At 33.2% G+C, this 25,911-nt stretch carries 36 protein-coding genes; 14 read left to right on the top strand and 22 right to left on the bottom strand.

What is annotated here, in order from left to right; genetic code table 11:
* Positions 1-200: 200 nt before the first annotated feature.
* Positions 201-710, bottom strand: coding sequence for a dihydrofolate reductase family protein (locus tag ACW9W4_RS07005; RefSeq protein ID WP_457761754.1), 510 nt, complete (start codon positions 708-710; stop codon positions 201-203).
* A 224-nt stretch (positions 711-934) separates the two neighbouring features.
* Between ACW9W4_RS07005 and ACW9W4_RS07010 the strand changes: the two genes are divergently transcribed.
* Positions 935-1,420, top strand: a complete 486-nt coding sequence (locus ACW9W4_RS07010; RefSeq protein WP_457761755.1) for a DUF4352 domain-containing protein — start codon at positions 935-937, stop codon at positions 1,418-1,420.
* A gap of 102 nt (positions 1,421-1,522) precedes the next feature.
* Positions 1,523-1,906, top strand: a complete 384-nt coding sequence (locus ACW9W4_RS07015) for a hypothetical protein (protein ID WP_457761756.1) — start codon at positions 1,523-1,525, stop codon at positions 1,904-1,906.
* A gap of 80 nt (positions 1,907-1,986) precedes the next feature.
* On the opposite strand, the gene ACW9W4_RS07020 is transcribed toward ACW9W4_RS07015, so the two are convergent.
* The 5 genes from ACW9W4_RS07020 to hsp20 form a co-directional block, all read right to left on the bottom strand.
* Positions 1,987-2,391, bottom strand: a complete 405-nt coding sequence (locus ACW9W4_RS07020; RefSeq protein ID WP_457761757.1) for a PPOX class F420-dependent oxidoreductase — start codon at positions 2,389-2,391, stop codon at positions 1,987-1,989.
* A gap of 149 nt (positions 2,392-2,540) precedes the next feature.
* Positions 2,541-3,041, bottom strand: a complete 501-nt coding sequence (locus ACW9W4_RS07025) for a helix-turn-helix domain-containing protein (RefSeq protein ID WP_457761758.1) — start codon at positions 3,039-3,041, stop codon at positions 2,541-2,543.
* Positions 3,042-3,386: 345 nt separating this feature from the next.
* Positions 3,387-4,211 carry a phosphoribosylaminoimidazolesuccinocarboxamide synthase gene (gene purC, locus ACW9W4_RS07030; protein WP_457761759.1) on the bottom strand — a complete coding sequence of 275 codons (825 nt, stop codon included), beginning with the start codon at positions 4,209-4,211 and terminating at the stop codon, positions 3,387-3,389.
* Positions 4,212-4,597: 386 nt separating this feature from the next.
* Positions 4,598-4,756, bottom strand: coding sequence for a hypothetical protein (locus tag ACW9W4_RS07035; RefSeq protein ID WP_457761760.1), 159 nt, complete (start codon positions 4,754-4,756; stop codon positions 4,598-4,600).
* Positions 4,757-4,904: 148 nt separating this feature from the next.
* On the bottom strand, positions 4,905-5,399 hold the full coding sequence (hsp20, locus tag ACW9W4_RS07040) for an archaeal heat shock protein Hsp20 (RefSeq protein ID WP_457761761.1): 495 nt from the start codon (positions 5,397-5,399) through the stop codon (positions 4,905-4,907).
* Between the two features lie 126 nt (positions 5,400-5,525).
* On the opposite strand from hsp20, the gene ACW9W4_RS07045 reads away from it, so the two are divergent.
* Entirely contained in the window at positions 5,526-5,729 is a 204-nt protein-coding gene (locus tag ACW9W4_RS07045) for a hypothetical protein (RefSeq protein WP_179361934.1), read from the top strand.
* Between the two features lie 328 nt (positions 5,730-6,057).
* On the opposite strand, the gene ACW9W4_RS07050 is transcribed toward ACW9W4_RS07045, so the two are convergent.
* The 3 genes from ACW9W4_RS07050 to ACW9W4_RS07060 are packed head-to-tail and all read right to left on the bottom strand — an operon-like array spanning position 6,058 to position 8,056.
* The gene (locus ACW9W4_RS07050) at positions 6,058-6,858 is read right to left on the bottom strand and encodes a helix-turn-helix transcriptional regulator (RefSeq protein ID WP_457761762.1); all 801 of its coding nucleotides are present in this window, start codon (positions 6,856-6,858) and stop codon (positions 6,058-6,060) included.
* A 41-nt stretch (positions 6,859-6,899) separates the two neighbouring features.
* Positions 6,900-7,868 (bottom strand): nitroreductase family protein, encoded by a 969-nt coding sequence (locus ACW9W4_RS07055; RefSeq protein ID WP_457761763.1) that lies wholly within the window; start codon positions 7,866-7,868, stop codon positions 6,900-6,902.
* Positions 7,869-7,906: 38 nt separating this feature from the next.
* Entirely contained in the window at positions 7,907-8,056 is a 150-nt protein-coding gene (locus ACW9W4_RS07060) for a hypothetical protein (protein ID WP_457761764.1), read from the bottom strand.
* 589 nt (positions 8,057-8,645) lie between these two features.
* Between ACW9W4_RS07060 and ACW9W4_RS07065 the strand changes: the two genes are divergently transcribed.
* Positions 8,646-8,861, top strand: coding sequence for a hypothetical protein (locus ACW9W4_RS07065; protein WP_457761765.1), 216 nt, complete (start codon positions 8,646-8,648; stop codon positions 8,859-8,861).
* A gap of 324 nt (positions 8,862-9,185) precedes the next feature.
* Here the strand turns inward: ACW9W4_RS07065 and ACW9W4_RS07070 are convergent, their stop codons facing one another.
* Positions 9,186-9,350, bottom strand: coding sequence for a hypothetical protein (locus tag ACW9W4_RS07070; RefSeq protein WP_457761766.1), 165 nt, complete (start codon positions 9,348-9,350; stop codon positions 9,186-9,188).
* Positions 9,351-9,431: 81 nt separating this feature from the next.
* Between ACW9W4_RS07070 and ACW9W4_RS07075 the strand changes: the two genes are divergently transcribed.
* Positions 9,432-9,608 (top strand): hypothetical protein, encoded by a 177-nt coding sequence (locus ACW9W4_RS07075; RefSeq protein WP_457761767.1) that lies wholly within the window; start codon positions 9,432-9,434, stop codon positions 9,606-9,608.
* 3 nt (positions 9,609-9,611) lie between these two features.
* On the opposite strand, the gene ACW9W4_RS07080 is transcribed toward ACW9W4_RS07075, so the two are convergent.
* The 5 genes from ACW9W4_RS07080 to purQ form a co-directional block, all read right to left on the bottom strand.
* A complete protein-coding gene (locus ACW9W4_RS07080) occupies positions 9,612-9,890 on the bottom strand; it encodes a DUF427 domain-containing protein (RefSeq protein ID WP_457761768.1) in 279 nt (92 codons plus the stop codon).
* A 52-nt stretch (positions 9,891-9,942) separates the two neighbouring features.
* Positions 9,943-11,385: an amidophosphoribosyltransferase gene (locus tag ACW9W4_RS07085; RefSeq protein ID WP_457761769.1), complete on the bottom strand. Its 1,443-nt coding sequence runs from the start codon at positions 11,383-11,385 to the stop codon at positions 9,943-9,945.
* A gap of 596 nt (positions 11,386-11,981) precedes the next feature.
* A complete protein-coding gene (locus tag ACW9W4_RS07090) occupies positions 11,982-12,113 on the bottom strand; it encodes a hypothetical protein (protein ID WP_457761770.1) in 132 nt (43 codons plus the stop codon).
* Complete coding sequence (gene purL, locus ACW9W4_RS07095) at positions 12,106-14,295, bottom strand: phosphoribosylformylglycinamidine synthase subunit PurL (protein WP_457761771.1); 2,190 nt, start codon at positions 14,293-14,295, stop codon at positions 12,106-12,108. Before purL ends, ACW9W4_RS07090 begins: the two co-directional genes overlap by 8 nt.
* Positions 14,292-14,972 (bottom strand): phosphoribosylformylglycinamidine synthase subunit PurQ, encoded by a 681-nt coding sequence (gene purQ, locus ACW9W4_RS07100; RefSeq protein ID WP_457761772.1) that lies wholly within the window; start codon positions 14,970-14,972, stop codon positions 14,292-14,294. The genes purL and purQ overlap by 4 nt, the downstream gene beginning before the upstream one ends.
* A gap of 78 nt (positions 14,973-15,050) precedes the next feature.
* Here purQ and ACW9W4_RS07105 point away from each other — a divergent pair, with 78 nt between their 5' ends.
* Complete coding sequence (locus tag ACW9W4_RS07105) at positions 15,051-15,461, top strand: CBS domain-containing protein (RefSeq protein ID WP_457761773.1); 411 nt, start codon at positions 15,051-15,053, stop codon at positions 15,459-15,461.
* Positions 15,462-15,468: 7 nt separating this feature from the next.
* Here the strand turns inward: ACW9W4_RS07105 and purS are convergent, their stop codons facing one another.
* Positions 15,469-15,729, bottom strand: coding sequence for a phosphoribosylformylglycinamidine synthase subunit PurS (gene purS / locus ACW9W4_RS07110; protein WP_457761774.1), 261 nt, complete (start codon positions 15,727-15,729; stop codon positions 15,469-15,471).
* 134 nt (positions 15,730-15,863) lie between these two features.
* On the bottom strand, positions 15,864-16,250 hold the full coding sequence (locus ACW9W4_RS07115) for a hypothetical protein (protein ID WP_457761775.1): 387 nt from the start codon (positions 16,248-16,250) through the stop codon (positions 15,864-15,866).
* 95 nt (positions 16,251-16,345) lie between these two features.
* Here ACW9W4_RS07115 and ACW9W4_RS07120 point away from each other — a divergent pair, with 95 nt between their 5' ends.
* The 3 genes from ACW9W4_RS07120 to ACW9W4_RS07130 are packed head-to-tail and all read left to right on the top strand — an operon-like array spanning position 16,346 to position 17,867.
* Positions 16,346-16,813 (top strand): hypothetical protein, encoded by a 468-nt coding sequence (locus tag ACW9W4_RS07120; RefSeq protein ID WP_457761776.1) that lies wholly within the window; start codon positions 16,346-16,348, stop codon positions 16,811-16,813.
* Between the two features lie 29 nt (positions 16,814-16,842).
* Entirely contained in the window at positions 16,843-17,634 is a 792-nt protein-coding gene (tatC, locus tag ACW9W4_RS07125; RefSeq protein WP_457761777.1) for a twin-arginine translocase subunit TatC, read from the top strand.
* Between the two features lie 26 nt (positions 17,635-17,660).
* The gene (locus tag ACW9W4_RS07130; RefSeq protein ID WP_457761778.1) at positions 17,661-17,867 is read left to right on the top strand and encodes a Sec-independent protein translocase subunit TatA/TatB; all 207 of its coding nucleotides are present in this window, start codon (positions 17,661-17,663) and stop codon (positions 17,865-17,867) included.
* On the opposite strand, the gene ACW9W4_RS07135 is transcribed toward ACW9W4_RS07130, so the two are convergent.
* From ACW9W4_RS07135 to ACW9W4_RS07145, 3 genes are read right to left on the bottom strand one after another with little or no spacing between them, the layout of a single operon-like run.
* The gene (locus tag ACW9W4_RS07135) at positions 17,864-18,292 is read right to left on the bottom strand and encodes an SRPBCC family protein (RefSeq protein ID WP_457761779.1); all 429 of its coding nucleotides are present in this window, start codon (positions 18,290-18,292) and stop codon (positions 17,864-17,866) included. The genes ACW9W4_RS07130 and ACW9W4_RS07135 overlap by 4 nt on opposite strands.
* Before the next feature lie 7 nt (positions 18,293-18,299).
* Entirely contained in the window at positions 18,300-18,857 is a 558-nt protein-coding gene (locus ACW9W4_RS07140; protein ID WP_457761780.1) for a UbiX family flavin prenyltransferase, read from the bottom strand.
* Positions 18,858-18,914: 57 nt separating this feature from the next.
* Entirely contained in the window at positions 18,915-19,058 is a 144-nt protein-coding gene (locus ACW9W4_RS07145; protein WP_457761781.1) for a hypothetical protein, read from the bottom strand.
* Positions 19,059-19,153: 95 nt separating this feature from the next.
* On the opposite strand from ACW9W4_RS07145, the gene ACW9W4_RS07150 reads away from it, so the two are divergent.
* Positions 19,154-20,245, top strand: a complete 1,092-nt coding sequence (locus tag ACW9W4_RS07150; protein ID WP_457761782.1) for a DUF1297 domain-containing protein — start codon at positions 19,154-19,156, stop codon at positions 20,243-20,245.
* A gap of 183 nt (positions 20,246-20,428) precedes the next feature.
* Here ACW9W4_RS07150 and ACW9W4_RS07155 read toward each other — a convergent pair whose 3' ends face one another.
* Positions 20,429-21,337 carry a peptidase gene (locus tag ACW9W4_RS07155; protein WP_457761783.1) on the bottom strand — a complete coding sequence of 303 codons (909 nt, stop codon included), beginning with the start codon at positions 21,335-21,337 and terminating at the stop codon, positions 20,429-20,431.
* 138 nt (positions 21,338-21,475) lie between these two features.
* Between ACW9W4_RS07155 and ACW9W4_RS07160 the strand changes: the two genes are divergently transcribed.
* Positions 21,476-22,015 (top strand): DUF1722 domain-containing protein, encoded by a 540-nt coding sequence (locus tag ACW9W4_RS07160; protein ID WP_457761784.1) that lies wholly within the window; start codon positions 21,476-21,478, stop codon positions 22,013-22,015.
* A gap of 7 nt (positions 22,016-22,022) precedes the next feature.
* On the opposite strand, the gene ACW9W4_RS07165 is transcribed toward ACW9W4_RS07160, so the two are convergent.
* Positions 22,023-23,402: an NAD-dependent epimerase/dehydratase family protein gene (locus tag ACW9W4_RS07165; protein ID WP_457761785.1), complete on the bottom strand. Its 1,380-nt coding sequence runs from the start codon at positions 23,400-23,402 to the stop codon at positions 22,023-22,025.
* 226 nt (positions 23,403-23,628) lie between these two features.
* Between ACW9W4_RS07165 and ACW9W4_RS07170 the strand changes: the two genes are divergently transcribed.
* From ACW9W4_RS07170 to ACW9W4_RS07180, 3 genes are all read left to right on the top strand, one after another.
* The gene (locus ACW9W4_RS07170; RefSeq protein WP_457761786.1) at positions 23,629-24,474 is read left to right on the top strand and encodes a cobalamin B12-binding domain-containing protein; all 846 of its coding nucleotides are present in this window, start codon (positions 23,629-23,631) and stop codon (positions 24,472-24,474) included.
* A 319-nt stretch (positions 24,475-24,793) separates the two neighbouring features.
* A complete protein-coding gene (locus tag ACW9W4_RS07175; RefSeq protein WP_457761787.1) occupies positions 24,794-25,123 on the top strand; it encodes a pyrimidine dimer DNA glycosylase/endonuclease V in 330 nt (109 codons plus the stop codon).
* Between the two features lie 194 nt (positions 25,124-25,317).
* Entirely contained in the window at positions 25,318-25,671 is a 354-nt protein-coding gene (locus tag ACW9W4_RS07180) for a hypothetical protein (protein WP_457761788.1), read from the top strand.
* Positions 25,672-25,911: the final 240 nt, after the last annotated feature.

Below are 25,911 nucleotides of genomic sequence, written 5' to 3' on the forward strand. Positions count from 1 at the left end.
TTATGAAATTTTCAAAAACAGGCATTTGGAGGGGGGGTGTAACACTTGTGCCTAGATACAAGATGCAACCCTAATTCCACCAAGCTCTCCCAGCTAAAGACCCCTAAACTATTGGTGTCGTGCGTAAAAGCTCAACCCCCTAAAAATCAGTAAAAAAAGACCATTTTTAGACAAAAATTGTTCAATAATTTGGATAGAAATTATTTCAAAACTTTGTAATGTAATTCAACTAATACATCATATTCTGTAGTTTTGATCAATTGAAATTTTGTTTCTTTTTGAATATTATTGAATAATGAGATGCCGCTACCAAGAACGACAGGCATTATAGATAAAATAATTTCATCAATTAAACCAAGATTCATGAATGTTGTAATTATTTCTGCACCACCTATCAGCCACACATCAGAGCCAGGACTAGTAAGGAGGTATCTTGTTAATTTTTCAACATTATTTACAAATTGAATATTTTCATCATTATTTGGAATGTCATTACGAGTAAGCACGTATGATTTCTTGTTTTTGTATGGGTATGCACCAAATGCCAGTACCTGGTCGTAGGTCTTTTTACCCATAATTACAGTGTCAATAGATTTGTAAAATTTATCATATCCAGAAGAGCAATGTACTGGAAGCCAATCCACACTACCATTGGTTTTTGCAATATATCCATCCAAGCTGGACGCAACGAATAGAATGATCTTCCTCATTGTAATCACCATGAAGTTTTGTAGTTAAACTGTTGTTTTATGCAAATGTTTGACCAATTTGGCAGTGGTTTTGGGGCTAAAATTCCGGGGATTTTAAGTCCTTTTTCATTATAGTATATTCAGAGTTTAGGCTTACCTCTCACAAGGCGCATTTTTGCATTTAGCCTAGACTCTCTTTTTTAAGGTGCGTTTCAACTATATACCAAAATTATTACAAAAAATCAATGGGTGGAATTGGAATTGTCATCGTAATTGGAGCAATTATAGCTTCAATGGGATTTGCAATGTTCATGTATATCCAATATGAAACAAATTTCATTGAATCAAGTGTAGGAAATCCAGTAATTGTAGGACCTGTAGAATACGTCATAACATTTGAGGGAACTCATAACGGAGATAAAGAAAATACACCTGAAAACACGTTTGTAATGATTGGAATTACTGCAAAAAACATCAGTGATGAAAAAACAGTGATTTCAGGAGGGCAATTCTACTTTGTAGATGATAGAGATCAAAAACATGCAGCATTTTTTGGAAAATTTTCAGCAAATGATTTATTTTTAGAAGGACTTGATCCAAACAAACCAATTCAGAGAACGACACAGTTTGATGTTCCATTTGATGAAGAAAAACAATACAAAATAATTATTCGTCCACAAAAAGATCAATCAACTGTTGATACAGCTGTTGTATGTCTTACAAATTGCTGATCGTTAAATTAAAAAAAACAAAAAAAGTGTCAAATTTTTCTATATAGCGCGTAGTAATGTGTGACTTTTACAATATAACACCGATGATTTTTGCAAAATGTTATGGCAGTATCTAAAGCCAAAAGAGCCGAAGCAGCTAAAAAAGCAGCAAGAACTCGAAAGAGGAATGCAGCTAATGCAGCAGCAGAGGCATTAAAGGCAGCAGCAGCTCGTAAAAGAAAAGCAGCAGCAACTCGAAGGAAAAATGCAGGTAAAACTGCACCAAAGAGAAAAGCAGCTCCAAAACGAAAAGCAGCAGCCAAACGAAAAGCAGCTCCAAAGAGAAAGGCAGCTCCAAAACGCAGAGCCGCTCCAAAGAGAAGAACTGCAGCCAAAAAAGCAGCTCCAAAGAGAAAGGCAGCAAAAAGAAAAGCAGCACCAAAACGAAAAGCTGCATCTAAACGCAAAGCCGCTCCAAAGAGAAAGGCAGCTAAACGTAGACGATAAGCTGTCCTTGCTATCTTTTTTAAATTCACCCTACTGAATGTATTATGTTTCTAAACTCGAATTTAGAAACATTTTATTTTCTACTCACTCATCTTCAGTTCAGGCAAAACAAAAACTTTGTTTGGTTTTATTTTTAGTATGACTCTTTTTTCACCATCTCGTTTGAACGGATAATGATCACGACCCATGTATTGTTGTGTAAGTTTGTCTGCATGTTTGTATTCATAGTCTGGAATTAATTCATCAACTGTTCCTCGAATTGTTGTCATGTCAAGTGGATTGTCTTTAGACACTACAGATACTGCAACTCTAGGATCACGTAAAATATTTTTGTGTTTTATTCTACCCTCTGCAGTATTTACCAAAACATATCCATCCTCATAATTTGCCCATACGGGGGAAACTTGTGGTGAACCATCTTTCATGACAGTTGCAATAAAGACAAGGTTTTTCTCTGAAAATAGTTTTACAACTTTCTCATCCATTAGTTTTCACTTTTCCGTATTGTCGTAGATGTTTTTCGGATATTGTCCGTCACAATTCCATTTTGTGAAGATTTTTTGCACATTTTTGCTCCAAGTGCAAAATTTGAGTTGATCGGTTTGAGGTGATTAATCATTTCAAATTCGTTCAATTATTTTGTACTTGATTTTTCAAGAACATTAGTCATTGCTCTGTTCATTATCTCCATTACAAGGTATTGAGAGTACTCTTCTGATTTTTTACCTTTTGATTTAGTTTTTGGTGTTAATCCTTTGAGAATTTTCTCAATTTTCGTCGAGGTATTTGTGATTATTTTAGAATATGTTGAATCAAAATCTTCAGGAGTCTGAAAATCCAACAATTTTGTAGATGTACTGTAGAATTTTGTGATGGCTCCACGAGATTCTTCAATTCTGGCAATTTCAATTAGCCCAGATGATTTTAGAATTTCTAAATGATGACGGACAGTAGTTAATGCTTTTTTGTATCCTGTCTTTTTTAGAGCAGTAGAAATCTGATCAGCTGACAATGCTTGATGATATAGAATTTCAACAATTTTTGCTCGTGCAGGGTCTTCAATTGCACGTGCGTGTCCAACACTTGTTGTAACAGTACGATTAACTTTGATTTGCTTTTCTAGTAACGTAGACATACAGAATTACCATCTAAAAGCGATCTAAAAGATCCGCGTATCATATTTTTTTGTCTAATCGCATCAATTTTTGTATACTATAATGGATGTTGGACTGCTATCATATTCATGGATACCAGTACAATAGATATTGTAGTGCAATGAAAATAATCAATAGCACTACAATGAATATAGTATAGGATGAATAATTGTTGTAGCGGTTTTAGAAATTCCAAAAAATATCAAAAAAGGCAGATCCTGGAAAAGATGTTGTCAAATACCCTACAGGACAGGATTTTCCAATAGGTCAAAAATAAAAATCGAGTTGAATGTTAACTTCTAGTCAGTACCAAGTTGACAATAGTGTTACAATGAATGACCAGTTAGTTTCTCATATGCAGTAACATAACGTTCTGTCATTTTTGAAATAATTTCAGCAGGGATTTCAGGTGCAACAGGTTCACGTCCTGCATCACGTTCATCATCAAACTGTTGTTGATATCCATTTGCAGTCAACCAATCACGTAAGAGTTGTTTGTCATAGGCTTCTTGAATTTTTCCAACCTCAAAGGAGTCTTTAGGCCACAGACGATATTCATCAGGACCAATTGAATCACCCAATGTAATGTTACCATCCAATAATCCAAACTCTAATTTCAAATCAGCCAGAATAAAGCCAACACCATCTGCAATTTCTGCCATCTTTTTGTAAATGTCAATTGAAGTCGTTTCTAACCAAGCATATTGTTCTTCAGAAACGAGTTTCATCTCCAATGCTTTTTCTTTGTTTATTGGAATATCATGTTCAGATTTTGTTGTAGGATCAAATAACGGCTCAGGGAGTTTTGCAGCCAAAGTTGTATCAGTACCCTCAGGCAAAGTAACCTCACCTTTTTTCCATCTGCCAACTAGACTACCATAAAAATAGCCACGAACCACACACTCTATTGGCAGCATTTTCATTTTTTTAACAATAATTTCAGTATCTGACTCTCGTTTGATAAAATGATTAGGAACAGATAATTTGTTAAACCAAAACTCTGCAAATTTGCAAAGAATCTCACCCTTTCTAGGGATATCTTGTTTGAACTTTACATCAAATGCAGAGACCCTATCTGAGAATTTGAACAAAATACTAGATTCATCAACATCGTAAAGATCCTTTACTTTGCCACTTGTTAGAAACTTCAAACAATTATGCCTGATATTGATAGAATTTAACTGCTAGGGCATGGTCAATTTGCCATCAAAAGATTGGAGCAAAGTAGTTTGAAAGGTAAAGGAAAAAAGTCAACATTCTGCAGATTCATAGATTATTGTAAAATTACAAAAAATAGGGTATGGGGGGAAGATGATTTTCCCTCACATATTTGAAGAAGAAACCCTATGACTTATGCCAGTGATGCTACTGTATGCCATAGAATCTCCTCATTGTATATGCATTGACTGTGGAATCTAACTTCTGTGGGATTTGTGCATTTTGTACAAAAAAGTTGGGTAGGTTGATTGCAATGAAAACATTGCTTTTCAACATCCAACTCCCCTCCACACTTTCTACACAAAGTGTCTGGCATTTTCTACCACCATGAAACGAGTTGGTAAATATCACCAGTTAGGAATGCAGTGGCGATTCCGGCACCAATGGGCATACCCATTGCTATGCACAGAAGATCAAACTTTACCACTTTCTTAAATGGTGCATGTACCATTTTGTTCCAAGAGCTGACCTTTTGCATGTTGTTCACCTCAAGGGAAGTTTCTCCTCCCAATCCTCCATTTGGAAATAATTTCTTCAGGATATGAAGAAACTTTTTCCACAGAAGATTTGACAGACTCTTTGAATTGATTGATTGATGAAATGCTTTTCATAATATCACCCTCCAATCATTCCACTGACACAATCTTGCCTTTGGGTTTTTCTTCGGCAAGAGAGAATGTCAGCTCCAATACACCGTTTGTGTACTTTGCTTTTGCGGAATTTTCATCAATGTCATACTTTAATGGAATCTTTGTTCCATACTTTCTTTCTCCGCGTTCAGCAGAGATTGACACGATGTTATCTGCTACATTGACCTGAATGTCGGATTTCTCTATTCCTGGCATTTCAGCTACGAGTTGCAGAATACGTTCTTTTTCATTAATTGTCTCATCTACATACACTTCTCGTATGCCAGAATCACTGATTGCAGTGGTTGGTTTTGCATTACCCCATTCTTTTACAACGGGTTTTCCATCAGGCCCTACGGTCATATGATAGCCATAATAGTATGGCCCAACTGTTTGGACTTGGGCCCCATCTGGAATTTCAAAGACATCTCCCATTGAAAAAAAGGGGCCAGATAATCTTCGAAATGTTTTTTCGAATTGGTCATCAAACATCTTTTAATCACCGATTTAATGTAATAGAGATTACAAAATATAAAGATTTTGCATAAATTGTCTATATTTGACAATTATGTCATGTTTATGACAATATTCAAATATTGGAATCTAAATAAAAAACCCATGCAAACTACGATACAAGAATATGAAAATCAATCAAAACCAAGATCAAGTAGACAGGTGACATATTTTTGCAGATTATGTAGAGAATATGGAATAAAAACTCGAAAGGCACATTTACAAAATTACCATAATGCAAATCGAGACACAGTTACAAAACGGAGCAATAAAGATCTTGTAGATGTAATTTTTATTGAATCAAGATAACAATTATTAAAAAAATTAATGATGCATATCTGATTCTAAAAGCATTCTATTAACATCTAGTATCATACAGGCAGGATGTGCAATTTTTTCTGCCATTACTCCGCAAGTATGACAAAAGAGTCTAGTTGGCTCATTACAGAATTTGCATCTACGCTCGACTTCCAATATAGAAGCGCATATTCTACAGGATTTGTTTTCCATAGATACGATATAGTAAAAATAATTTAAAAATTATTCTAAAATTAGAAACAGCTAATTAGTTTCTACTAATTTTATAAAAATTTAAATTAAAAAGATCATTATAGTGATAACATATAGAAAGTAAAAATCATTCTTTTAATTTACTCTCTTTGAAAACATCAGAGCCATACCAACAATATCTAAAATAATCAAGACACCATTCGTGAAACATTGAATCATCGGAATAGAACATCTCACTGATATCAGACTCTCCATCTACTTTTGGAAACATTATGCATGCCTCTTTCTCGTTCATTACAAGTACTGTTTGAACATCTTTTGTCATTTTTCTTTGAATTAATCCATCAGCCATTAATTTATCAAATCCAAATTTCTTGAGAAGTGCCTTCCTTCCTTTTGGAACTACTACAGATTCAGAAAAAATATAATCAAATTTTATGCCTTTTTTGACTTGCTTTATCAGAGGCTCTATCAAATCAAGAGGAACTTCAGATAATACCTCATAGATGTATTCATTAGAATTTTTGTAAATATTCTTCCATTGCTCAATTGTTTTAGAAAATCCCTTAACACGCTCACATATTGCTAATTGCCCACAGCGCATTTGGAATTTATGTGGAATTTCTCCAAAATTGTGCTCTTCAAAATATTTTCTATTTTGTGAAAGAAAAACTAATGAGGGTACCTGAGTACAAACGGTTTTTCCAAATGTCGTTAACACGTATTTTCCATCATTTTTCTTTTCAATTAAACCACTTTCTTCCAATCGTGTGAAATTTCTATGTACTTCTTGTTTAGTTGCACCAATCTCCTTTGCTAATGCAGTAGGAGTGGAATTTTTCTCTAATAACTTGAATAAAATTTCCATTCTTTGTGGACTTGCCAAATCAAGTACATAATTTGCAGTTTCATCAAACAGATCAGTCAATGATACTGCTACTCAATACAAGATAAAAACGATTTCAGACGTTATTCAATTACTTTGATAAGTTCTTTGAGTTTCCTCCTAGATTTTGGAGGTTTTTTCTTATCTGGATATCCAATACAAAGAATAGATGAAGGTCTCAAATCAGTACCTAGAATTTTCATTACCTTTTCTTCATCAAACATCCCAATCCATATTGTACTTAATCCTACACCTGATGCTGCCAACAATGAAAAGGCAGCTGCAATAGTAGCATCTTGTAATGAGAATTTCTCCAATATCTCTTGAGGAAACTTTAGTTTGACTCTTGAGGGCTCCATACAAAATACCAAAACTACAGGAGCATTGACATATGGTTGCTTGTTTGCAGCCTCTACAAGTGCTTCTTTAGTTTTTTCATTTTTAATCAAAAATACCTGAAATCCTTGAAAGTTTCCTGCAGTAGGGGCAACATCTGCTGCCGATAAAATCTTGTCAATTTTCCAATCCTCAACTTTAGTTTTAAGGAATTTTCTAGTTGAACGTCTAGTAGAGAACACTCTGAACAAATCAGTAGGAGAAAGATCTTGCTTAATCTTTTCAGGGTCTGAAGACAGTATTGCTTCAATGAGCGATTGTTTTGGATTTTCTGTAGCAATATTTTCGGATTCTTTATCATCATCTCGAATCCAGACAGAAGGATAGAATTCTTTTGAACCAACGTAAACATATTGTGGTTCATGTTGGACTTTGGCAAACTCTAAAACTTGTTCTTGTAGTTCAGTAGTCTTTGCCTCAAGTAATCCATGATTTGTTAATGTAAATTGTGTAACATCAGAATTAACTCTGATAAAGCTAGACTGATCTTCTAATTCTACTTCACCTGTAGAGTTTTTTTTAAAAATTTCAACCAAATTTTTTAGTTCATTCTTGTTTAGAATAATAACATCTGTATCGTCATCATCAACTCCTTTCCAAACTAGCCTACACCCTTCTTTTGATATGTACGATGCATCTACTGTTTGAAATTGCATTATAGTCATATCAATAATCATAAAAAATAAGTTTGTTGCTAGCCTAATAATCCGCTAGCAACAGAGTATGCTCCAATACCCACTCCAATCACTACACCGATTCCCATGCAGATGAGGTCAAATTTTACGACCTTTTTGAAAGGGGCATGAACCATTTTATCCCAGTTTGAGATTTGTTGTGTTTTCATAATTATAGTTAGAATCTGTTGCATATAGAGTCGAGTAAAACCTATTGATTACAGGTAAGCTAAACAGCTGACCAAGGTATATGATCAATTTTGACACATCCATACCATGAGAATTGATAGTTGTAGAAAATGCGGATTTGAAATGACAATCAAACAGAGATGTTCAATTTGTCATGAACCTGTCAAGTTTAATTGTAAAAAATGTTATTTTGAATCAGATGAGCAAATTCATTCGTTATGTATAACGACAGATATGACCCACAGACCATTAATTCCAAAGCCAGCATAAGGAACATATCGCCTCATCATAGAAAATGTCAGGAATCACTAGCAAGTAATCCCTTGGTTTAGTTTAATATAGAAAATATTTTTGAGCATGCACATTAGAGCAATCGTCAGAGCAAAAACTAGTAGAATCAGGTATAAAATCATCATCACAGTTTCTGCATTTAGGCATGATAATTCATACTAGATTAACTTCATAAGTAATAGGTTGTTCAATAAATACAACATTTTTTGTCAAGATTCATTTTCCACATAAATTGCACTAGAAATTACTCATAAAAGATATTTAGAAATACCAGATAAGATGATTGATACTCAAATGAGTAATCTCGATGAATCCATAGGGAAATTACTGCTAGATCTTCAAAAAGATGATCCTGATTCATTCAAAAAACTAATGAAAAAGGCTCAAGAAGAAAATCCAGAGTTGTTTGAAATGGATATTGATTCTGAAAATGAGGAAATTGAAAAATACAATCTCAAAATTGATGAATACAATAAAAAAATTGACGAAGAATAATCAGTCATAATTAATTATACAGATATGATAAAAATAGGATGTACACCTTACCATATAATTTCAATAATTACCTTATACGATTTCACTAAAAGCACGTATTTTTTTAATAATTAAAGTGGATTATTTTTTACAGCTGTCACAACTGCATGCAAACATGTCAGCCTTTCCCATGCATTGATCATGGTGTTCATTGTAACATTTGTTACAAATGACCACTATGCACTAACCTTCTTGATGTGAGTTTTTTCATGAATCAGTACTTTATCAAAAGTATCTGAATTTCCATCCCAATGAAAAGTACATACTCTACAATTGTATTTCATTTTATTTTGACTTTTCCTCTGTTTTGGTTTCAGACTCTTTGAATGCATTAACATCGTCTGCAGATTTGGTTGTACAACAACCAAGTTTTAATTTCCCTAGTATTTTTTTGAACATACTTTGTATGGTTTTAACTAGATATATACCGACTCTATTATTGCATTTCATGCCTAATTTTCTATATATTTTGACATTTTACTATGAATTTTAAAGCAAAAATAGATATTCTCATCATTTTACTATATAGACATGCCAGGATATCTTGGAAACAGATTAGATGGAGTAGTTCATCACTTAGCCGTAATGACATCAGATTGTAAAATTGTTGAAATTAAAAAACTAGACAAAGTCTATTTTGTTCCAGACACAGTAGAGCAAGCAATTACAGAAAAATTTACTCAATGTAAGAACTGTATTAAAAATTAAAAATCATTCTACTTTAACGCCATTCCAAAAAGCCACCATTCCTTTGATTTTAGAGGCAGCATCGTTAGGTTCTGCATAATACCATGCACAATCTTTGTTTATTTTTCCATTAACATCTACAGAATAATAATTGGCCATTCCTTTCCAACCACACACAGTAGTTAATTCAGTTTTTTTGAAATACTCTTGTTTAATTGAGTCAAATGGGAAATAATGATTTCCATCTACTACAATTGTATCATTACTTTCTGCTATTACTACATCATTCCAAATTGCTTGCATGAATATAGGATATTTTAAACCATATTTAATTAAATCTCCAAATAAATGGAGTTTAGATTTTTGCTTTAACTTGTTCGCGTTTAGTAAAATCAGGTTTTATTCCCAATGAATCATAGTTTCCGGAAGAACATGTAAAGCACATTGAGTCTTTTGGCATTCCAACTGCATCTGCTAGATTTTCAGCGTCATTATATCCTAGAAAATCAACACCAATACTTTGTCTTACCATCTCAGTAATCTCATCACTGCTCATAGTTTTTCCATTAGTGAATGTAGCAAGTTCTTCTTGAGATGGAAAATCAATTCCAGCATAACAAGGATAATTAATTTGAGGATATGTGATCAACATGCTTATTTTTTTGGCACCTGCACGACGAAGAGCCTTGATAATAGCCTTAGAACTAGTGCCTCTAACTAAACTATCATCAATTACTACCACATGTTTATCTTTAATTATTTCACTAATTGGAATTATCCAACGATTAATTTCAACTCTATCACTTTGATGGGGTTCAATGAAACTTCGTAATGGACCTTTCTTACTGTATCTGTCTTTTAGTAAACCCTCATCAAAAGATACACCAAGTTCTTGAGCATAACCTAATGCTGCAGGTCTTGCAGAATCAGGTACAGGTATAACCAAATCAGCATCTTTGATGGGAAATTTTTTTGCCATAAATTGCCCGATTTTTTTTCTTGAAACGTAAATGTTGCGCCCCTCCATGTTACTTGAAGGATGAGCAAAATAAGTAAATTCAAAAGAACAATGGGCACGAGAAGTATCAGTTGAAAATTGTTCAGTCTCTAAACCATTTTGACTTAATTTGATTAATTCACCAGGAATTACATCTCGTTGTAAAGTTGCTCCAACGGCGGTAACTGCAGCAGATTCAGAAGTTACAATGTATGTATCATCAGATTCCTTATGACCTAACACCATTGGACGAAATCCTTTAGGGTCTCTAGCAGCATAAACAGAATTATCATCAGAGATAAATGTAAAACAATAAGATCCAACCATCTCATTTTTTAAAATAGATAGTGCTTTACCCATTTCACCATTTTCAGAAATTAGTGACACTAGTCTTTGCGCTGCAACCAAAGTATCACTTGCGTTTTGGGGTGTAAAAGAACAACCTCCAACTAGATTGGATAATTCTTGAGCATTTGCAATTGTTCCATTATGTGCAATGCAGAGATCTTTTACTTTCAAAGGTTGTGCATTTTCCAAAGTACTTGTACCCATTGTAGAATATCTCACATGGCCAATAACACATGGAGATGCATATTCTTGAGCAATTTTTTTAAATTCAGATGAAGAATGTGAGACTAGACCTATTTTTTTAAACGGAGGTTTGTTTGGAACTGCAAATCCCCAAGCTTCTTGTCCTCTATGTTGTAAAGCTCGTAAAGCATCAAAGACCATCGGAACAACATTTTTTCCAGTTAAACTGTAAATTCCTACAACACCGCAGTTTTCCTTTACTTTTGGCATTTCTAGGCAGACTCCTCAGGGAAACATATCATCAAAAGGTTAGAAAAAGTGTAAAACTTAGCTGAAAAATCAGTTAATGCCTTCATCCCCTGATCCATCACTACCTTTGAACAATAAAAATGCTGATCACTTTATGCGATCAGAAAATAGCTTTTGATTTCTAATTTTTTTCATATTTCGATAAGTTATGATGTGATACTTTATGATGTTCTTGAGTTTGGCTTCAACTGATAACTCCTCATTAATACAGACGGATAGAAAATCAAGATAGTCTTTATCGTTTACATCAATCTCTATTTTTCTCAACTTAACACTTGAATCCTAATTGAGTCATCATCTCTTGAAATTTCTTTAGCATGGTTAATACAAAATCTCATGATCTGTCGACAATAGGCTTTTGAACTCCCCAATTCAAAGTGATAAAACATCACGTTAGCGTAAGCTTCCGAGTTACATCCGAGCATATTACAGATCATGAGAGTGTATCTAGGATATTTTGAGCCTAAAAGGGCAGGTTATTATGAAAAACAAACCATAGTAGTTTCAGAGACAATCGTTTCAATTTAACAAAGATTAGAAAAATTTTCTGTCAGATTTTAATATTTTTTAGGTTTTTTTCCTTTTTTCTTTTTTTGTTGTTCACTCTTGTATTTTTGAATTCGTTGATTTTGTTCAGATGCCTTTTGTCCTTTCTGTTTTCTCTCAGACTTTTTCTTTTTCTCAGACATTATCATCAGAGAATTTTTTGCCGTGAAGTACTAAATTTGGAAGTGCATGTAGCCAGATTTCATGAGTCTTTTTCAAATCAAGATCAATTATTAATTTGGAATCATTAGTAAATTGAATTTTCTCGCCACCAAATTCACCTATTTGTTTGAATGAAACATTATTCTTTTTGAGAACGTCCTCAATTTCTGAGAGGTTTTTCTTATCAAAGGACAATAGATATCTAGAGTGGCTTTCAGAAAACAAGATTCTATCAACATCTAGCTTTTCACCTCGGACTTTATCCAACGAGGTAACACAACCAATTTGATTAGTCATACAAATTTCAGAGACTGCAATTGCAAGTCCACCTTTAGAACAATCATGGGCAGATTTGATGAGATTTTTATCAATAATGTCAAGAACAGATTTCATATGTTTTTTTGAATCCTCAAAGTTTACTACAGGACATTTCCCGCCAATGAATTTGTGAACATATTCAAAGTATTCAGACCCACCAAGCTCATCTTTAGTATCACCAATAAGGATAAGGCAGTCACCATTTACGATTTTTTGAGGAACCGATGGTTTCTTGTCAATTAGTCCAATTACCCCAATGACTGGAGTTGGCTTGATTGAGCCTTTAGGAGTCTCGTTATACAGACTAACTTTGCCTCCAACACATGGAATTTCAAAGGATTTTGCAAAATCAGTCAAACCCTTTAGAGATTCTAAGAAAGTCCAGAAAATTTCAGGATCATTAGGATTACCAAATTGAAGATGATCAAGCATTCCAATAGGTCTTGCTCCAGTACATACAACATTTCTACATGCTTCCTCAAAGCAACCAATTGCTCCTTCTCGAGGATTGATGTAGCATTGTTTTGGATTACCGTCAATTTTTGCAGAAAGATATTTTCCATTATCCAATCTTAACACAGATGCATCAGTTCCAGGTTTTACTACAGTTCGAATTCCAACTTCATGATCATATTGTCCGTAAACCCAAATCTTACTTGCAATGTTTGGTGATGCAAGTAATGTCATCATAAGTTTAGAGTAATCAGAGATAGGATTGAATGCCTTTTCAATTTCAATAGTTTTCAAGTAAGTGGGTTCTTTTGATGGTAAATCAAGTAGTGTTGCATTAGCTACAAAATCAGCAGGTAAATTGGCAACAGTTTTTTCACCTTTTTTGATATGCACATTGTTATCAAATTTTACATGACCGATAACAGAACAACCGATACGAAATTTATTGCAAATTTCTTCTAATTTTTTAAATTTTGTTTTACTTGTAACAATTAGCATTCTTTCCTGGGATTCTGAAACCATGATTTCATCAGCATTCATGTCAGATTCTCTAGTGTGAACTTTATCTACATCCATTTCAATTCCAATCTCCATAGCATCAGCAGTTTCAGAAACTGCACAAGATAAACCGCCACCGCCAAGATCTTTCATGGCATGAATTAATCCCTCATTTCGTGCCTGTAAAACTGCTTCTATGATTAATTTCTCAATAAAGGGGTCAGGAATCTGGACAGCAGAACGGTCTTCAGATTCCAAAGAATCAGATGCAAATTGAGAACCTCCAATACCATCCCTACCAGTAGAGCCCCCCATCAATACAACAATGTCGTCTTTCTCCACATGGTTTTTGATCAAATTTTCTTTTTTACCAAAACCTAATGCAGCAACATCAACCATTGCATAGTTTTCATAGCATTCATCAAACTCTACCTCTCCTCCAATAGTTGGAATACCTAAACAATTTCCATAATCAGCAATACCAGTAACAGCATTTTTGAATAACCATCTAGCTTGCAAATCTTTTTCAATATCGCCAAATCTCAATCCATCAAAAATTGCAATAGGTCTAGTACCAGCAGATAAAATATCTCTAATCACTCCACCAACTCCAGTGGCAGCACCACCATACGGTTCAACAGCAGATGGATGATTGTGACTTTCAATGTGAGCAGTTACTACATATCCATCACCGACATCTAAAACTCCAGAATCATATCCTTTCTCATTAATTACAAGTGGCCCATCCATCGGCAACATTTTCAAATGTCGTTTTGATGACTTGTATGAACAATGTTCAGACCACTCAGCAGCTACGATTTGTAGTTCAGTAGAGGTAGGATCTCTGCCAATTTTGGATTTTAATTCAGCTAGTTCTCGCTCTTCTAAACTCATTTAGCAACACCCATTTTTGTCAATAGAGATTCAAAGATTAGAGAAGAAGGTTTGTTATCAATAGGGTTAATGTCAGATTCAACTGCTCTTTCGGGATGAGGCATCATTCCAACCACATTGCCATCCTCATTACACACGCCTGCAATTCTATCTGAAGAGCCATTTACCACCTCAGAATATCTAAAAACAATTTGGTTTTTTTTCTTTAATTCTTTCATAGTATCATCATCAACATAGTATCTCCCTTCTCCATTAGCTATAGGAATTGGAATTCTCTGGTTTAGTTCAAATTTATTTGTAAATGGTGTTTTGTTGTTTTCTACAATCAGATTGGTCCATTCACACATAAAATTGAGAGATTCATTTTTGAGCAATACACCTGGAAGTAATCCAGATTCTACAAGAATTTGAAATCCATTACATACACCTAAAATAGGAATTCCTTTTTCAGCCATTTTTTTCACATCTTTGATAATTGGACTGTGAGCTGCAATTACACCGGCTCTCAATCTATCACCATAAGAAAATCCTCCCGGAAGGATTACTGCATCAATATTTTCGGGTAATCCTTTTTCATGCCAAAAATATTCTGCATCAAGATGGAACACATCAGTCAATACATGGAACATATCACGATCACAATTACTACCTGGAAAAACTACAACTCCAACTTTCACAATTCTTCAAACATTCAGAGATATTTAATTTGAATCTAGTCATAGTAGACTCTTATGTATAGAAATTAGTTGATCGCCATGACTCAAGTGCGAGACATTATGGAAAAAAATGTAATCACAATAGATTACACCAAAAATGCACTTGATGCATCAAAAATTCTAAAAGAAAAAGAGATCAGTTTTCTGGTGATATTAAAAGATGGCAAACCGGAAGGAATTGTTTCAGAAGGAGATATCGTCAGAAAGGTTGCAGCAGAAGATGTCAAGTCATCACAAATTCAGATAAAAAAGATAATGTCTAAAAAATTCAAATGGGTTAATCCTGAAACAGAAGTTGAACAGGTAATTCAAAAGATGTTAAACAACAACATCAAGTGTTTAATTGTGCTTGAAGATGAAAAATTGGTAGGAGTCATAACTCAGACAAATCTATCAGAAGTTCTCAGAAGTAAACTTTTGATTACCGCCACAGTAGATAACATAATTTAGAATAGAATTAACCTTCAAAAACATCAATTGTAACAATGCTTACCATTGGATTATAAATTCTCAAATCATCACAAATTTCCTGCACTTTTGACTGTGCAGTTTTTTTGTCATTTTCTTGGATTGTAAATTTCAACATCTTTGCTGTTTTGATTTTTGAAACTGTTTTGTGGGTTCCTTTTAGAACTAAATCATTGAGAATAGTTTCACCTTCAGGATCACTTATTCCAGGTTTATTTTCTATAGTTACATGAACTTGGAATGTTGACATTTACAAATTGAAAAATAAAATCGTGGTTAATCTATCTTCCTAATTTTGTGCTTTTATACTTATTTTGAAATATACCCACAGGTAACCCGGGTTTGTGGACTTGTGTTGTTAAGATATTGCCAGCCTGAATCCGGTTACTTGGAATTCATTTTTTCCTTTACATGTTCTGTATAGATTCTGTAAAGACCTGATTGATAATGAGGATTTTCAATTATCAATAAACTATTTTTTAAATCTTCTTTTGATTGATATATGTCCTTTTCAAAAATTCCTCTATCGTCTAGAGTTATGCAAATGTCTTGCCATGCAAAAACTTCTTTTGGATTTCGATTAGCCGTAGCATAATACACATACAACAATCGAAGTTTATTGTATTCATCTAGAACCAATTCTTTTCCAAGAACATATTTTCTTTTCAAAGTTTGAAAATAGATCAGACCCTCTGCAGTTAATACATAATCAAAGAGTTTTGGATAATCATCAATTTCTACTGGAAATAATGGGTTTTGTGGATCTGACACCGTGAAATTATGAGAATTTACTATAAAAGAAGACAGAAAATTACCCAGTCACATAGAGATGGAATTTATATCAGAATAATTTACAATATTTCATAATGGCAAAAGGTCGAATGAGATACTGGAAAATTACATCTGATGAATTAGGCGGTTATGCATATGATGAAAAGAATTTGCTAAACTGGGAAATCAAATGTATCAGAGAACCAGAAGATGAGGCTCATTTTATAGGAGTTTTCATGTATAGAAATGGAACTGCATATGATTATGAATCAGTAAAAGGAATTTGCTATTTTTACAACAACATAGACAGAAAAGAACTCCCAGAAATTACTAAATTCCTTCAAGGAAAATACAATGGTAAAGAGATGGAGAAAGGAGACAGGATTATTCTAAAAGGATCTGATGAAATCTATTCTGCAACAGATATTTCAAATTTAGCAAAAGAGATGGAAGCAAAATTCAATGTAAAGGCAGTAATATCATTAGAATTTGGAGGCATTACTGCTGAAGCACTCAAAGAGGCAGGACTTCCAGAAGCAAAACTATTGCCAATTCCTACATAACTATTATACTTTAGAATTAAAGAAAACAAATGTCAGAATTGGATGGCATTAATCAACATCTTGAAGAATTAAGAAAACGTCTAGTTCGAATTGTATTAGTTGTAGGTGGAATTAGTGCATTTTTACTAATGTTTCATGCAGAACCATTTCAATTTAGTCAATTCACTTTGTATTATCCAATTCCAGAACCAACTCACAATATTGCAGCACAAATTACAAATCACATGAGAATTAATCTAGTACCAGAAAATGTAGATTTAATTCAAACTGCACCAGGACAAGCTTTCTTTGCACAAATGTATGTTGCAGCACTAGTCGGAGTTGTTCTAAGTATGCCAATTATAATAAAAGAATTAGTAGGATTCATCAAACCAGCATTAAAAGAAAACGAAATCAATGTTAGTAGAAACATTTCATTGCCCGCATTAGGGTTATTCATTGCAGGTTGTGTATTTTCTTATAATTTTGTCATCCCATACATGTTAGATTTTTTGTATAGATATGGAGAAGGGGCAGGATTAATTACTTTTCTTAATGTAATGGAGTTTGTAACATTCGTATTACAATTTTTGTTAGCATTTGGTTTTTCATTTCAGCTTCCACTTGTAATGTATGCAATATCTGCATCAGGGATGGTCGATGCTGATTTTTGGAGAAAGAATATTAGATATGCAATAGTTGCCATAGTGATCTTTGGAGCAGTAATTACTCCGGATGGTACAGGAGTAACAATGATGTTTGTTGCAGGTCCAATGATCGGATTGTATGCAGCAGGCATGATCATAATCGAGCGTAGAGAGCGAAAAAAGTCTAACACTTAAATCTGAAATGAGCAAATATTTTGTAAATGCTAGGAACCACCGAGATCATTGTATTGGTAGTAGTTATCGGAGTATTGATTTTTGGTGCAAAAAAGATTCCAGAACTTGCAAAAACTTTTGGTAAAGCCAAAGGAGAGTTTGAGAAAGGGAAAATCGAGGCAGACAAAGATCTTAAAGAATTCAAAGAAGAAATTAACAAAAGTTCCAACGACAAAGAAGTAAAAACAGACTAGTTTTCAGCTAATTTTACAAAATCATCTAATACATCACCATAATCTTGTTTGAAATTATTTTTTCCAAACATGACTGAAAACTTCATTTTTCCTTTAAATTTTAAATCAACATCCACTAGAACTTTGGTTCCATTTTCAAGTTCGATAAATTCTTGTTTAATTTTACTTCCCTTTGCATCGCCGCCAATAATTATCATTTCATGTAAAATTGGTTTTTGAGAAACATGTTTTGCCATAATTAACAATTCCATAGTACCCAAAATCAAATGCTCCTCAACTACAGACACATCGCCGCGCATAGAACGAACACGAACTGATGGATAATGTTGTGGAATTATTCTTTGGTAATTTTCAAAATTTGAGAAAATTTCAAATACATTTTCTCGATTGCTGTTAACAATTTTTTCTAAAGAGAATTTGGGCAATGGTAGTTTAGAGGGTGCCCCATCGAGGGTATAAATTGTGCTCTATGTCAAATTGGTCCAAACATTTACCGACACCATGATTCACTATGTCATCAATGGTTTTGGGTTTTGTATAAAATTCAGTTACAGGTGGTAAAATAACAATGCCCAATCTAGCAAGTTTTAACATATTTTCTAAATGAATTGCAGAAAGAGGTGTTTCTCTCACCATTAAAATTAATTTCCTAGATTCTTTAATTGTAACACCAGCTGCTCTTGCAACTAAAGTATCATCATAACCATTTGCAATTGCAGCTAATGTTTTCATGCTACAAGGGGCAACAATCATTCCATCAATTCTATGAGTGCCACTAGAAACACTTGATGCCATATTTTTTTCATCAGATACATTTGTTGCAAGTGATTTTACATGTTCAGGAGTAAATTCAGTTTCCATGGAGATGCATTTTTCGCCCCATTCAGAAATTATCAAGTGAGTTTCAATGTTTAATTTTTTGAGGGTCTCAAGCATTCTAATTCCATAAATTACACCAGTACTCCCAGTAATTCCAATTACAAGTTTCAATGATTATTATCGGAGGTTATAGTATTTTATGTATTAGATAGAAAGGAAAAATTAACACTAGATATTTGCAGAATCTAGATTTTCTGAATCAGATAACTCTTGATTTGCTTTTCTTCGTTTAAACCACATAAAGATACCAGCAGCAAGCATCACAGGAAGAAGTAGAACCCCCAGTATTTGGAGTTCAAAATTATACAGCATAATGTCCATCAACCATCAGTTGAAAAAAGTCTATTGATCAACCGATCTGAATAATCAAAAATTAGCTATATTAGATACCAACATGCAGGCACAATGTGATTAAAAGTTCTGAAATTAAAAAAATTGTTAATGATTACTCTGATGTGAAAATTGGTGTTCTTGGAAGTCACTCAGCACTGGAAATAATGGATGGTGCAAAAGATGAGGATTTTCAAACCAGAGTCTTTTGTCAAAAAGGCAGGGAAGGGCCATACCAAAGATTTGGGCGTATTGCAGATGAGATAACCGTTTTAGATAAATTCAAAGATATGGCATCTGCCAAATATCAAAAAGAACTAAGAGATTCCAGTACAATCATAGTTCCACATAGATCCCTTACAGTTTACTTGGGATACAAAACCATTGAAAATTCATTCAAAGTTCCAATTTTTGGAAATAGGAAATTATTCCAAGCAGAAGAAAGGACTGCAAAAAAAGGACAATACTATCTATTAGAAAAAGCCAGAATAAAATATCCTAAACTATTCAAAGATCCTAAACGAATTAACAAACCATGTATTGTTAAAGTTCAAGAAAAAAAGAGACCACTAGAAAGAGCATTCTTTACAGTTTCATCATACAAAGATTATGTGACAAAATCTGAAGACAAAATAAAGCAAGGAGTAATTGCCAGGAAAGATCTTGAAAAAGCAAGCATTGAAGAATTGGCAATTGGGACATACATGAATTTTAATTTCTTCCACACTCCAATTTCAAATCAGGTTGATTTTATTGGAATTGAGAGAAGATTGCAAACTAACATTCATGATTACAATGCACTTCCAGCAAAAGAACAATTAGAAATGGATATCGATTTACAAAATATCGAAGTAGGACACACTCCTGCAAGCATTAGAGAATCACTACTTGAAAAAGTACTAAAAATGGGAGACAAATTTGTAGCAGCAGTAAAGAAAGAATATGCACCAGGAATAATTGGACCATTTTCATTGCAGAGTGTAATCACAAAAGATTTAGAATTAATTGTTTATGATGTATCATTAAGAGTCCCAGGAAATCCAATTGTTGCAACAACTAGCCCATATACAAAATATCAATACGGTCAAACATTTGGGGTTGGAAGAAGGATTGCCATGGAGATTAAGCGAGCACAAGAAGAAGACCGCTTGGATGAAATTGTCACATAAGAAATAATTTCTAAATATCATTAAAAGATACAAAACATCATGAATGAAGGTGAATTCATAGTACCAATTTTGATTGTTTTGGCAGTAGGGGTTTTTGTAGGAACCCGAATATGGATTTTGTTTAAGAAATAATATAGATTGAATATCAACCTAAAATTTAGAAAAAATAGTGAAAAAGGAGGATTACTCCAGTTTCAAAGGAATGTTTGCACTTCCAAAGTTTTCATTGATTCTGAAGGTGTAACTTTTTGAAGGATCATATTTGAACTCAGTTCCACCGTATCCAATGTTAGGTCCAAAGAGGATATTGAATTCTCGTGAATCACCAGGATTCAATACTATCTCACCACTGGTAAAGTCCATTCCAGAATACTTGAATGCTTTTGAACCATCCCAGATATCATATGCACATATTGCAGGACTAGTGCAATGTATTGCAGCTATTTCTGAGATAGTATTTTCTGCAAGCATACGAATTGACAATATTGCTTGTCCTGAAGAAGTGATTTCAAATCCATTACCTTCAGAGCCTACACCAAACCAATGATATGTTATTGGTCCTAGATCAAAGTGCTCGGCATTTGTTTTGTATTTGTAAAGCATAATTGCTTTATCAATAGGTTTTTCACAATCAATTCTTTTGTATGCTTTGAGAATTTCTGAGCATTTCTCTAACTCCGCTTCTAGTGCAGCTAACTTTAAATCATTATTTGATTCAACTGGTGCAACCTGAACTGGTACAGAATTTACAGAAACTGAAATAAGACCAGATTTTATCAAGTGTTGAATTCCATTTACAAATTCACCATCAGTGATAGTTCCATCAGCCCACCATCCAGCATTGTTTTTTACCCAATCTGGAACACCATTAGATGTTTCAGATGAGACAGTTGTTGGAGGCACTACAATGATTCCATCAGTTATCAAAAATTCAATACCTGAAATAAATTCAGATTCAGAGATAGCTCCATCAGCCCACCATCCAGCATTGTTTTTTACCCAACCTGGAACCTCTGCATAAGCAGACGATACAGATGAGGTAACTACTAAAAGTAGAGCAATTGTCGAAATTGCGGCGATTATTGTTTTCATATTGATTTTTTTCACTCACCATATTTAACCTAGTGTTAATACAATAATCTAGTGCTAATTTTTCAATTATCTAAAACATAGTGGTAAAGTGAAAAAACCAGATTGTTGCTTATATGCAAATTAGAAGTAACATGAAAAGTGAATAAAAAACAAAAGAATAGGCATATTTCAGAACAAGAATTAACTGAAAAAGATATCAAAAAATATATTTTTGAGCGTTTTACAAAGGTGAAAGAATCAAATCAAATTAAAGATCTAGTATCATTTCAAGCCATGAATAAACACATGCTTATGGCTCACAATCAAAGTGAATTAAAAATTCTAGGGAATATTGTTGCAAGTAATAAAAAAATTGAATTTTCAGAAATATTAAAAGAATATGAAAAACACCTCAAAATAGCACTAGAATCTAAACCTACAATTAAGACACATAGTAATGTAATTTTGCATGTTTTTGGAACCTTTTTTAATGATTTTACTCAATTAGAAAAAGAAAGATTTTTAGAATTACTAAAACAATACAACGATGAAAAAATATCAATCGGTGAAATTTTATCGGAAATCAATCAAATAATCTATAGATTCAACAACACATATCTTGCAATGCAAACCTATTTTCTATTATACTCAAATTCAAATCTAGAAAATTTATTTGCTATTTTAGAAAAGAGCGAATAAAAAAATATCAGATAGGTTTTCCTTTATACTGATAATCGATAACCTTATGAAATAAATTATGAGACGACAAAACAGTTAACGAGACAACAAAGATTCCAATAAAATTTCTAAACGTCATCAATTCATTAGGTTCTGATGCAATCAATGAAGTTTGAAATACAACATAAAAATTATCAGATAGCCAAAATACCAAAGTAACCCAAGACAATATTCCCGCCAAAAAATAACCCAAACGGGCATTATTTCGTATCAGAATCAGAGATGAAATTATGATTCCATACCAAAGAAAAGAACCTAACAACCAAAGAGGTTGATAAACATCAGATCTATCATCTAACCAATAATAAGAAGTTCCAATAAAAGCCAAAGCCAATAATGAGATCTGAATTAACTTTTGATTAATTTTGAAACCAGTTTTTTCTTCTTTTACTTTAGATATCGGTGGGGATGAATTCATTTCATTGGTAGCGATATCAATTGATTCACGCACGGATTTCAATTTAATTGGGATGATTTTTATAATTTTATCGTCAGTGACAATGGTATCATGCACAAGACTATCGATTAGAGGTCTTGCAAGGGAGGCCTTAACTGGAGTAATAAGGTCCACCCAATAAGAGGAGAGTCGAGTAGTTAAAAAAGGAATTTGTATAACAAACAGATTTCTATTCAAATAAGCAGAATATATTCTCATTAATTCCTCATAGGTGATCTTATCAGGACCCCCAATTTCAAAAATTTGACCCATAGTTTCAGACTTTGAAAGACATTCAGCTAAATAGAAAACTACATCATCGACTGCAATAGGTTGAGCCAATGATTTAACCCAAGATGGACAAATCATCACAGGTAATCGCTCTACAAGATAACGTAACATAGCATATGAGCCACCTTGTGCACCAATAATTAATGAGGCACGAAATTCAGTTACAGGAATAGAACCTGAGCGAAGTATGTCACCTACATCTTTACGACTTTTCATATGAGGAGATAATTCAAGACTGTCATTGACTAGTCCTCCCAAATAGATTATTCTTTTTACGCCAGATTTTGTTGCGGCTTCAAGAAAATTCTGAGCTTGAACTTTTTCACGGCTTGCAAATTTTTGCCATTCACTTTTACTTCCCTCCATAGAATGAAGCAAGTAGTACGCAACTTCAATTCCATGCATAGATTTTGTTAATTGTTCTTTATCAAAAACATCAGCTTGTACATATTTGACATTACCTTCATCATTCAATTTTTTTCTACTTAATCCTGTAACAGTGTAACCATTGGATGAAAGAATAGACAATAATCTAGATCCAATAAAACCAGTTACACCAGTAACCATAATTGAAAACGGAGATGATTGATTAATTTTTTCATTTAAGGAATGTTGTTTCATCATCACAATCCACCACATAATGATTGAGAACAGTGAAGGGTAAATTTTTCAAGATATTGTTTATTCACAGAATAATTTTTTATTCAGATTATTTAAACTAGTGATAATTATTACTACTAGTGGTAATTATAAAATATATTTTGATATACAGTCACAAAAAGTTGTAAAATTAGCACTATAAATTTAATTTAGCACCAGTTAAATAGTATTTTTTAAAAAAATATGTGTGGTCTATATCAGAGCAAAAAAAGTAAAATCTGATCAATATCTATACCTAGTCAAAAGTGTATGGGATTCAAAAAAAAGTACATCCAAACAAGAGATTGTGAAATATTTAGGTAAAGCATCAGAAGTCATAAAAGATGACATTCCAATTGAATATAGAGATAATCCCAAAATCCTTTCAGTACTAGCATCTTACAATCCAAAAGATATTAAAAAAAGAGAAGAATCAACAAAAAAATCAAAACAACAACTATACAAGAAATTAACAGAAGGTAACATAGAAGATTGTGTAAAAATATATCAAGACTATACAAGAATTTTTAATCAAGCAGATTTTTTTGATAAAATTTTAAAACAAGTCATGTATGACGTTGGGGAAGATTGGGCAAGTAATAAAATTAGCATCGCAACAGAACATGTAGCAAGCAACATTGCACAAACATTAGTTAAAATAATTATGGATAGCATTTTAAGTATAGCAAATAAGAAAAAAATTCTCATATGTGTTCCAGTTGGTGAGGAACACCATTTGGGATGCGATGTCTTAGAAACATATCTTTCAATAAAAGGATTCAAAGTATACAATATGAGAACATCATTGCCAACAGAATCCATCATTAGCTTTATTGAAAACAATAAACCCAATATGGTATTTGTCTCAATTACATTGCCAGATAATATCTTAGCTGGTCAAAGATTAGTACGAAAAATAAATGATGAATGTAAAATCCCAATTCTAATTGGCGGGTATGCACTACAATCAGAGAAAATTCCAAAGTTTGATGCAAGAGTAATTTCAGAAGTCAATTTAGAAGAATTACCAAAAATTATTAGAAGTGTTAATTAAAAAATCATCATCTCAAATAAAATCAACGAGGTAAATTTTGGCACTAGATTTGAAAATGTAGGCGTCTTAAATAACTCAAATCAACATTTTCAGTATGTTAGTTGAATTAGTAATCAGGGGAATTGTGGGTGAAATAATTGGGTAGGACATGTAACAATATTTGTGAACGATACAAGGCAGCACCAGCCCCAAACAGAATCAGGTATGAAATAGGACAAAAAAGATGCACATTTTGCGGAATTTTTGTGTTATCTGAGAATGCCAGATGTATGTGTTGTAAAGCTGTTTTAAGAACAAAACCAAGATCTAGGAAAGCCAAATGAGGGTTTGGGATATTCCTGTTGAAAAATTATGTAGAAACCATCTTCTAGGTGAGCATCGTGAGCTACATGCGATGTGGGTTGTCATCACCCAAAACAAGAAAGGGTATTCAAAACATCCTGAAACCATCAGATGGATTGGAAAATTAAAGGCATTGTATCTTAGACATAATGATCAAGTTAATGAAATGAAAAGTAGAGGATATAATCACCAAAGTCCATTAGATGTAAAAAATGCAACAGGTAAATCAAAACAGGATGTATATCTAGACATGCCAACAAAGCAAATCCAAATTCTAAAACAAAAAGGCTGTAATTGTAAAGTGTGATTTTAATTTATTTTTAAAATAAATTCAATATATTTTATTAATTTTTTATGAAAATACAAACTTTGAAAATAATGTAGAACACAACATTCAGTCTACACCATCTCAAAATTATACTAGTACTTCATATTGTTAGCACTAGTTCAAATGTTAGCCCTAGGTTATATATCATAATGTGTTAATAGTATTGAATAGAAATGCAACAAACAAAAAACACAAAAACACCACAACTAAAGTTTCTAGTTATTGTGGCTGTGGCTACTTCAGTGATACTAGTTTTCACGATAGCCCCCTGGAACATTCTTCCAGAATTAGTTACTGAAGAAGTGTCAGTTATCGCTGTAACAGATTATGGTTGTGTGGGTGAATCAAGTCTTGGAAGATCAGTTGTTGTTTCAAACTGTGATGCAAGTGTTGGAGATATTGTATCTGCAACATTTTACATCCCTGCAGGAGAAATAAACGGCTACTTGGAAGAACTTGAAAGAAGACAAAATCCAATGGTGGATGCATGGGACAATAGTGTCAGTGGAAAAGCATTCTCACCATAATTTTTTTATTTTTCTAATAATTCAATATGTTTTCTAAAGAAAACAAAAAGGCGCAAACCCCTAACTGCAGAACATTGAGAGATTTCCTCTCGTGGTCAAACGTCTAAACGCCTGATTGCCTTTTTCGTTCTGCGGGGCAGCGCGGTCTAATCGCCAGATTTTACAACTAACGACATCATATTGTATAGGACAAATAACTATTTAACATTTAGTATGAAATATTACATAAAATATAAAGCA

The sequence above is a fragment of the Candidatus Nitrosopumilus sp. bin_7KS genome, assembly GCF_054095835.1.

Excerpts from the sequence above, each read along its gene's own strand:
- ACW9W4_RS07005 (WP_457761754.1), bottom strand. The coding sequence starts at position 710 with ATGAGGAAGATCATTCTATTCGTTGCGTCCAGCTTGGATGGATATATT.
- ACW9W4_RS07010 (WP_457761755.1), top strand. The coding sequence starts at position 935 with ATGGGTGGAATTGGAATTGTCATCGTAATTGGAGCAATTATAGCTTCA.
- ACW9W4_RS07015 (WP_457761756.1), top strand. The coding sequence starts at position 1,523 with ATGGCAGTATCTAAAGCCAAAAGAGCCGAAGCAGCTAAAAAAGCAGCA.
- ACW9W4_RS07020 (WP_457761757.1), bottom strand. The coding sequence starts at position 2,391 with ATGGATGAGAAAGTTGTAAAACTATTTTCAGAGAAAAACCTTGTCTTT.
- ACW9W4_RS07025 (WP_457761758.1), bottom strand. The coding sequence starts at position 3,041 with ATGTCTACGTTACTAGAAAAGCAAATCAAAGTTAATCGTACTGTTACA.
- ACW9W4_RS07035 (WP_457761760.1), bottom strand. The coding sequence starts at position 4,756 with ATGCAAAAGGTCAGCTCTTGGAACAAAATGGTACATGCACCATTTAAG.
- hsp20 (WP_457761761.1), bottom strand. The coding sequence starts at position 5,399 with ATGTTTGATGACCAATTCGAAAAAACATTTCGAAGATTATCTGGCCCC.
- ACW9W4_RS07045 (WP_179361934.1), top strand. The coding sequence starts at position 5,526 with ATGCAAACTACGATACAAGAATATGAAAATCAATCAAAACCAAGATCA.
- ACW9W4_RS07055 (WP_457761763.1), bottom strand. The coding sequence starts at position 7,868 with ATGCAATTTCAAACAGTAGATGCATCGTACATATCAAAAGAAGGGTGT.
- ACW9W4_RS07060 (WP_457761764.1), bottom strand. The coding sequence starts at position 8,056 with ATGAAAACACAACAAATCTCAAACTGGGATAAAATGGTTCATGCCCCT.
- ACW9W4_RS07065 (WP_457761765.1), top strand. The coding sequence starts at position 8,646 with ATGATTGATACTCAAATGAGTAATCTCGATGAATCCATAGGGAAATTA.
- ACW9W4_RS07070 (WP_457761766.1), bottom strand. The coding sequence starts at position 9,350 with ATGAAATGCAATAATAGAGTCGGTATATATCTAGTTAAAACCATACAA.
- ACW9W4_RS07075 (WP_457761767.1), top strand. The coding sequence starts at position 9,432 with ATGCCAGGATATCTTGGAAACAGATTAGATGGAGTAGTTCATCACTTA.
- ACW9W4_RS07080 (WP_457761768.1), bottom strand. The coding sequence starts at position 9,890 with ATGCAAGCAATTTGGAATGATGTAGTAATAGCAGAAAGTAATGATACA.
- ACW9W4_RS07085 (WP_457761769.1), bottom strand. The coding sequence starts at position 11,385 with ATGCCAAAAGTAAAGGAAAACTGCGGTGTTGTAGGAATTTACAGTTTA.
- ACW9W4_RS07090 (WP_457761770.1), bottom strand. The coding sequence starts at position 12,113 with ATGTCTGAGAAAAAGAAAAAGTCTGAGAGAAAACAGAAAGGACAAAAG.
- purL (WP_457761771.1), bottom strand. The coding sequence starts at position 14,295 with ATGAGTTTAGAAGAGCGAGAACTAGCTGAATTAAAATCCAAAATTGGC.
- ACW9W4_RS07105 (WP_457761773.1), top strand. The coding sequence starts at position 15,051 with ATGACTCAAGTGCGAGACATTATGGAAAAAAATGTAATCACAATAGAT.
- purS (WP_457761774.1), bottom strand. The coding sequence starts at position 15,729 with ATGTCAACATTCCAAGTTCATGTAACTATAGAAAATAAACCTGGAATA.
- ACW9W4_RS07120 (WP_457761776.1), top strand. The coding sequence starts at position 16,346 with ATGGCAAAAGGTCGAATGAGATACTGGAAAATTACATCTGATGAATTA.
- tatC (WP_457761777.1), top strand. The coding sequence starts at position 16,843 with ATGTCAGAATTGGATGGCATTAATCAACATCTTGAAGAATTAAGAAAA.
- ACW9W4_RS07130 (WP_457761778.1), top strand. The coding sequence starts at position 17,661 with ATGCTAGGAACCACCGAGATCATTGTATTGGTAGTAGTTATCGGAGTA.
- ACW9W4_RS07145 (WP_457761781.1), bottom strand. The coding sequence starts at position 19,058 with ATGCTGTATAATTTTGAACTCCAAATACTGGGGGTTCTACTTCTTCCT.
- ACW9W4_RS07155 (WP_457761783.1), bottom strand. The coding sequence starts at position 21,337 with ATGAAAACAATAATCGCCGCAATTTCGACAATTGCTCTACTTTTAGTA.
- ACW9W4_RS07165 (WP_457761785.1), bottom strand. The coding sequence starts at position 23,402 with ATGAAACAACATTCCTTAAATGAAAAAATTAATCAATCATCTCCGTTT.
- ACW9W4_RS07175 (WP_457761787.1), top strand. The coding sequence starts at position 24,794 with ATGAGGGTTTGGGATATTCCTGTTGAAAAATTATGTAGAAACCATCTT.
- ACW9W4_RS07180 (WP_457761788.1), top strand. The coding sequence starts at position 25,318 with ATGCAACAAACAAAAAACACAAAAACACCACAACTAAAGTTTCTAGTT.